8 protein-coding genes, 1 tRNA gene and 1 rRNA gene are annotated in these 6,189 nt (G+C 69.7%); all 10 read left to right on the forward strand.

What is annotated here, in order from left to right; all coding sequences use genetic code 11:
• Window positions 1-77, forward strand: a 5S ribosomal RNA gene (rrf, locus tag AC6H2I_RS30230); the annotation flags it as partial.
• Between the two features lie 50 nt (window positions 78-127).
• Window positions 128-204: transfer RNA gene (locus AC6H2I_RS30235), tRNA-Met, on the forward strand.
• 193 nt (window positions 205-397) lie between these two features.
• Window positions 398-1,291, forward strand: coding sequence for a LysR family transcriptional regulator (locus AC6H2I_RS30240; RefSeq protein WP_497504504.1), 894 nt, complete (start codon window positions 398-400; stop codon window positions 1,289-1,291).
• A 79-nt stretch (window positions 1,292-1,370) separates the two neighbouring features.
• The gene (locus AC6H2I_RS30245; protein WP_497504505.1) at window positions 1,371-2,141 is read left to right on the forward strand and encodes a PAS domain-containing transcriptional regulator; all 771 of its coding nucleotides are present in this window, start codon (window positions 1,371-1,373) and stop codon (window positions 2,139-2,141) included.
• A 134-nt stretch (window positions 2,142-2,275) separates the two neighbouring features.
• On the forward strand, window positions 2,276-2,569 hold the full coding sequence (cowN, locus tag AC6H2I_RS30250) for a N(2)-fixation sustaining protein CowN (protein WP_497504506.1): 294 nt from the start codon (window positions 2,276-2,278) through the stop codon (window positions 2,567-2,569).
• 43 nt (window positions 2,570-2,612) lie between these two features.
• A complete protein-coding gene (locus AC6H2I_RS30255) occupies window positions 2,613-2,798 on the forward strand; it encodes a hypothetical protein (RefSeq protein ID WP_497504507.1) in 186 nt (61 codons plus the stop codon).
• Window positions 2,799-3,396: 598 nt separating this feature from the next.
• Window positions 3,397-4,422, forward strand: a complete 1,026-nt coding sequence (locus AC6H2I_RS30260; RefSeq protein WP_497504508.1) for a DMT family transporter — start codon at window positions 3,397-3,399, stop codon at window positions 4,420-4,422.
• Between the two features lie 31 nt (window positions 4,423-4,453).
• Entirely contained in the window at window positions 4,454-5,329 is an 876-nt protein-coding gene (locus tag AC6H2I_RS30265) for a hypothetical protein (RefSeq protein WP_497504509.1), read from the forward strand.
• A gap of 35 nt (window positions 5,330-5,364) precedes the next feature.
• Window positions 5,365-5,814 carry an IS1096 element passenger TnpR family protein gene (locus tag AC6H2I_RS30270; RefSeq protein WP_497504510.1) on the forward strand — a complete coding sequence of 150 codons (450 nt, stop codon included), beginning with the start codon at window positions 5,365-5,367 and terminating at the stop codon, window positions 5,812-5,814.
• Between the two features lie 109 nt (window positions 5,815-5,923).
• Complete coding sequence (locus AC6H2I_RS30275; RefSeq protein WP_497504511.1) at window positions 5,924-6,082, forward strand: type I restriction-modification system subunit M N-terminal domain-containing protein; 159 nt, start codon at window positions 5,924-5,926, stop codon at window positions 6,080-6,082.
• Window positions 6,083-6,189 lie beyond the last annotated feature (107 nt).

Below are 6,189 nucleotides of genomic sequence, written 5' to 3' on the forward strand. Positions count from 1 at the left end.
CCCGAACTCGGCCGTGAAATCCCTCAGCGCCAATGGTACTGCGTCCTAAGACGTGGGAGAGTAGGTCGCCGCCAGGTCACCACGGCGCACACACACGATCACACCCTCTTCTCATTCACCGGTTTATCGCGGGGTGGAGCAGCCCGGTAGCTCGTCAGGCTCATAACCTGAAGGTCAGAGGTTCAAATCCTCTCCCCGCAACCAAACACCCAACGCCCCCGAAGGCTTCGCCTTCGGGGGCGTTCGGCGTGCGCGCCGCACCGGGCGCCCCATCCTGGGGCCGGTGTCGGTTGGCGGAGATGGACGGTCCGCCGTGGATGACCTAGTGTGCGCACCGGATCCGCATTTGTGACGTGAACGACCGATGGGGCGATCGGAGGTCAACCGATCCGGTGAGATGGCGGTGTTCGTCCGGGTGGTCGAGCAGGGCGGCTTCTCGGCCGCGGCGCGGGTGTGCCGGATGACGCCGTCCGCCGTGAGCAAACTCGTCGCCCGGCTCGAGGCGCGTCTCGGCACCCGGCTGGTCAACCGTTCGACCCGCGCCGTCCAGCTCACCGCGGAAGGCTGCACCTTCTACGAGCGGGCGACCCGCATCCTGGCCGACATCGACGACGCCGAGCGGACCGCCGGCGCCGGGGAGCAGCCGACCGGGCGGATCCGGCTCAACACCAACGCGTCCTATGCCACCCACGTGCTCGCACCGGTCCTGCCGGCGTTTCTGGACCGCCATCCCGGCGTCACCGTCGACCTCGTCCTGACCGACGCGGTCGTCGACCTGCTGGCGGACCGCACGGACGTGGCGGTCCGCGCCGGCCCGTTGACGAGTTCGAGCCTGGTGGCCCGCACGCTCGGCGACACCGCCATGGTGATCGTCGGGGCGCCCGCATACCTCGCCCGCGTCGGCCACCCGGAGACCATCGAGGACCTGGAGCGCCTCGACCGCCTGGGCCTCGGCTACGCCCGCACGGTCGAGGGCTGGCCGCTGCGCCGCGGCGGTGGAACCGTCCTGGTGCCGGCCGTCGGGCGGGTGCAGGCGAGCGACGGCGAAGGCCTGCGCCGGCTCGCCCTCGGTGGCAGCGGCGTGGTGCGCCTCGCCGCCTTCACCGTCACCGGCGACATCGCCGCCGGCCGTCTCGTTCCGGTGCTGGAGCACCTGAACCCCGGCGACCGGGAGGCGTTCCACGCCATCCATGTCGGCCAGGGCGGACCGCTGCCCTCCCGCGTCAGGGCGCTGCTCGATTTCCTTGCCGAGCGCGGGCGCATCCCGGCGGCGACCCGGCCGCCCGGGTGAGCGGGCTGCCCCGCCCCGGCCACCGGGCCGCGCCGGACGACCGGGGCCGCGGCGTGCGGCGGGCATCGCCGGATCGGGGGTGGTGCCGCTATACTGGCCGGCGATGGAGCACACCCTTCAGCACATGGACGTCGGCCTGGTCCTGCTCGACGGCGAGCGCCGCGTGATTTCGCTGAACGCGGCGGCGGCCCGGCTGCTCGGCCGGGATGGCGAGAGCCTGTGCGGCGCCGGCTTGGACGAACTGCACCCGCCGGCCAGCCGGGCCAAGGTCGAGCTGTTGCTGGCCGCCGCCGACGACCCGGCGGCGCCGGCTTCCGCGACGTCCATGATCGTGGCGATGCCGGGCCGGGTGATGGTGGTCAATGCCACGGCGGTGGGCGGCGCCGCGGGGGCGCGGACGGCGCTCCTGCTGTTCCGCCTCGACCGCCCGCCGGCCAGCGGCACCGCCGCGCCCCCGGCCGGTGCCGCGCCACCCGGCCAGCCGGCGCCCGCCCAGCCGGCGCCGGTTCGCGCCGCGCCCCTGGTCAAGCTGCCGGTGACCACGCGCCGCGGCGTCGCCCTTCTCGACCCGGCCGACGCGGTGTACGTCCAGGCCAACGGGCACTACACCACCGTCCACACCGCCGCCGGGCCCCATTTCTGCGCCCTGTCCCTGTCGGAACTGGAGGCGCGCCTCGAGTCGCACCACTTCGTGCGCAGCCACCGCGGCTACCTGGTCAACCTGCGCCACGCCCGCGCCCTCGACCGCCGCGACGGGCGCGCCGCCTTCGTCATGGCGGCCCCCGGTGCCCCGCGCGTGCCGGTCAGCCGCGGCCGCATCGAGGCGCTGAAGGCGCTGCTGGCGCTGTGACCGACCGTTCGTGCCATGGCAGCGGCGATTCGCGCGGCGCCGCGGCGATTCGTGCGGCACCGCTTGATGGCGTGGCACCGCTAGCCCCACAGCACGGCAACGCCGCACCATCCGACCTGTGGGAGCCCGCCGCCATGACCTCCGCCGTCCCCGACCGTTACGTGTCCTTCAAGGGCATCGACTGCGCGGACAACGCCGCCCGCCTCGTCGCCCGCCTGCTCCACCACATCGACGACCCGACCAAGACGAACGCCTTCTGGGAGCGCTTCAAGGAGCGGTTGGCGGTCGCCGGTGACGCCACCCGCCGCCAGGCCGACGGCCTGTGCCTGCTGTGCGCCAGCGTGTCCTACATCGGCGACCTCTTCGAGGAGCACGAGGACGCCGAGGGGGTGGCGCTTCTGCGCAAGCTGGAGGACGAATGCTGCTGAGACCGCCGGCACAGACGGCCCGACCAGCACCAGGAGAGAGCCCATGGGACGTGTGGCCGACAAGATCGCCCGCAAGGTGGCGATCCAGATCCGGTCGACGCTCATCGAGCTGTCGGCGTTAAGGACGAGCCGGGAGCGTGCCGTCGCGGACGGCCTGGATGGCAGCCGGGTCAAGGACCTCGTCGCGCAGGGCTACGACCCCGCCTCCGCCTTCCACGCCCAGGGCTGAGCAGGGTGTCGATGTTCGCCGAGGCGATCTCCGCCATGCCCGAGGCGAAGGGGTACGCCAAGGCGGTGGCGAAGACGGAGGACGTGACGTGCCGGACGGGCCGCCGATCAGCCCCCTGACGGCGCACGGTGGAGAAGGCCCGCATACCTGAATATCCGCAGGTGTTCCGAAGAAAAGGGACGCATTGGATGAAGGCGTCCGGCGGCGGCAGCCCGGCGGCCTTGAGTGCCGACGCCATCCGCCGTCGCCCGGTGAAGTCCGCCTTGAGGTCGCGGAACCGCTCGACGCGGGCGGCGATTTCCGGAGCGTTGGCGGGGCCGGCGTAGCGGCTGTAGCGGTAGCTGCCCTCATAACCCTGAAGTACCAGCAGCCACGCCCCTTCCGCTTCTTCTTCGAATCACCGCTCCAGGTCGGCCGACATGGTCTGTATGGCCAGCCCGAGTTCCTCCACACCCGCTCCACTCCGGTTGCCTTCAAATCCGGATTTTGTAGGCAACCGATGGGCTGGACAGCGTCGGGCATCTCCATCAGGTTCGGTCGGGCGGACGTTTCCAGCTACCGGACGGGCGAAGCTCCTATGGCATAAGCAGGTTCGACGATGGCCATTCTGGCCGCGGTGCTCTTCGGCATCAGCACGCCGCTGGCGAAGCTCCTGGTCCACGACCTGTCGCCCTGGATGCTGGCGGGCCTGCTGTATCTCGGCTCCGGGATCGGCCTGGGGTTGGTTCGGCTGGCCCGTGGGCTGTCGGCCTCGCAGGAGCGGAACGAGCGGAGCATCCACGGCATCGAGTGGTTCTGGTTGCTGGCCGCCGTCTTTGCCGGTGGTGTTGCCGGTCCGGTGCTGCTGATGTTCGGCCTGAGGGCAACGCCGGCATCGACCGCCTCGCTGCTGCTCAATCTGGAAGGAGTGCTTACCGCCCTCTTGGCGTGGTTCGTCTTCCAAGAAGGCTTCGACCGGCGGCTCGTCGCCGGCATGGTCGCCATCGTGGCGGGAGCGGTGGTGCTGTCCTGGGGCGGAACGGTGGACATCGCCGCTGGTTGGGGGCCGGCCGCGGTCGCCGCCGCGTCCCTGATGTGGGCGGTGGACAATAACCTGGCCCGCAAGGTCTCTCTGGTAGATCCCGTGGACATCGCCACGATCAAGGGGCTGGTTGCCGGCAGCGTCAACGTCGGCATCGCCTCGGTCCTTGGTGACGGCCTGCCCGCCTTGCCGACCGCGGCGGCGGCCATGCTGGTCGGGCTGCTGGGCTACGGCCTCAGCCTCGTGCTGTTCGTGATCGCCTTGCGGCACATCGGCACCGCCAGGACCGGAGCGTATTTTTCCACGGCCCCCTTCGTCGGAGCCATCGCCTCCCTGGCGATGTTCGACGAGCCGCTGACGGCCGGGTTGATCGCCGCCGCGGTCCTGATGGGGATCGGCGTCTGGCTGCACCTGACCGAGGACCACGACCATGAGCATGACCACAACGAGATCGAGCACGATCACCCACACGTCCACGACGAGCATCACCAGCACGGTCACGACGGCCCGGTGACCGAACCGCACACCCACAAGCATCGTCACGGCCGACTACGACACCGGCACGCCCACTTCCCCGATGCCCACCACGTCCACCCGCACTGAGGCGTGGGCCAAACCGACAGCAGGAGCCCCTATGGGAAGCGTCGCCGACAAGATCGCCCGGAAGGTGGCGACCCAGATCCGGTCGAACGTCATCGATCTGTCCGCGTTTCGGGCGAGCCGGGAGCGTGCCCTTGAGGCCGGCCTCGACGGCAGCCAGTTCAGGGACCTCGTCGAGCAAGGCTACGACCCCGCCTTCGCTTTCTACGCCCAGGGGCTGACGCTGGTGTCGATGTTCGCCGAGGCGATCTCCGCCATGCCCGAGGCGAAGGGCTACGCCAAGGCGGTGGCGAAGGCCGAGGACGAATACGTGCCGGAAGGGCCGCCGATCAGCCCGCTCACGGCGAGCCACTTCAACATGTGGGCCTTCTTCGACCTCCAGTTCGGGTCCAGCCGGGAGACCATGGGGACCTGCATCCTGCGGGTGGCGGAAACCACCGGCATGCCGGCCTGGATCGCCGACATCGTCCGGCCGATGCAGGAGTCCCGCATGGGCTTCTACATCCACATGGGCCTGGACGGTCCGCTGGTGCTGTTAAAGGACATCGTGAGCCGGCAGGTGCTGCGGTGCCACTCAGCGACGGGTTATCTCGGGGAAACCGGTCAACTCTGGTACACCCGCCTGCTGCCCCCGCCGGTCCCGGACATCGGCCATCATGTGGTGATCACCACGCCCTACGTGGTGCTGGACGGGACGGAGCAGCGGTTCCTGGACTACATCGGCCGCGAGGTCGCCCGGATGACCGCGGCCGGCGGCCGGAAGGCCGCGGATGCCGAAGCCCTGCTGAAGTTCGGCCCGACCGCCAACCACTGGAACGAGTACATCTTCCTTGCCTACGTCAACCACCAGCCCGACGCCATCTTCCTGGCCGGCGTTCCCGATATCCGGGAAAGCCTGCCGCAGGCGTGACGCGGCGAGCCGCCGCACCGACAGGAGGACAACGCATGGCCGAAGCCGCCACCCACATCGTCCGGGCCGCCCTTCGGCCCAAGCTCTACCGGGACATCGAGATCCCGAGCGACCGCTCCCTCTACGACCTCGCCGAGGCCATCGTCCGGGCCTACGCCTTCGACCTCGACCACGCCTTCGGGTTCTTCCCCAAGCTTACCGGCCACATCTACGACGCCAAGCCCCGGTATGAACTCTTCGCCGACATGGGCGAGGGCGGCAACTCCCTCAGCGTCAGGAAGACGACGGTGGCCCAGGCGTTCCCGAAGGTCGGGAAGGCGATGACGTTCCTGTTCGACTATGGCGACGAGTGGCGGTTCCGTGTCGAGGTCCTGGCTCTCGGCGAGCGGGAACCACGCAAACGCTACCCCCGAGTCGTCGCGTCGGTCGGCAAGGCCCCGCCCCAGTACCCGGACCCCGACGACGATTTCGATGAGGAGGACTGATCCGATTACCCTGCCGCAGCCCCGCCCCCGGTCAAGGCCGTTGCCTGCCGCACCCGGTCTGATAGGGGGCCGCCGAGTTGCACACTTTTGAAGAGACGTTGGGCTTGCGATGGCCGTTCTGACCCTGGACCAGCTTGAATCCCACCTGTGGCGGGCCGCCGACATCCTGAGGGGGGCCATCGATGCGGCGGACTATAAGCACTACATCTTTGGGTTGCTGTTTTACAAGCGGCTCTGTGACGTGTGGGAGGAGGAGTACGAGGAGTGAACCGCCCCGGGTTTCCCGGAGGCCATTTGGCTTGAGTCACGCCGCCATGGCGACGCCCTCGGTTTGAGCATAGTAGCGCGCTTCGGCCTCGGCGGGAGGAATGTTGC

It is taken from the genome of Azospirillum sp. NS33, from assembly GCF_059703765.1.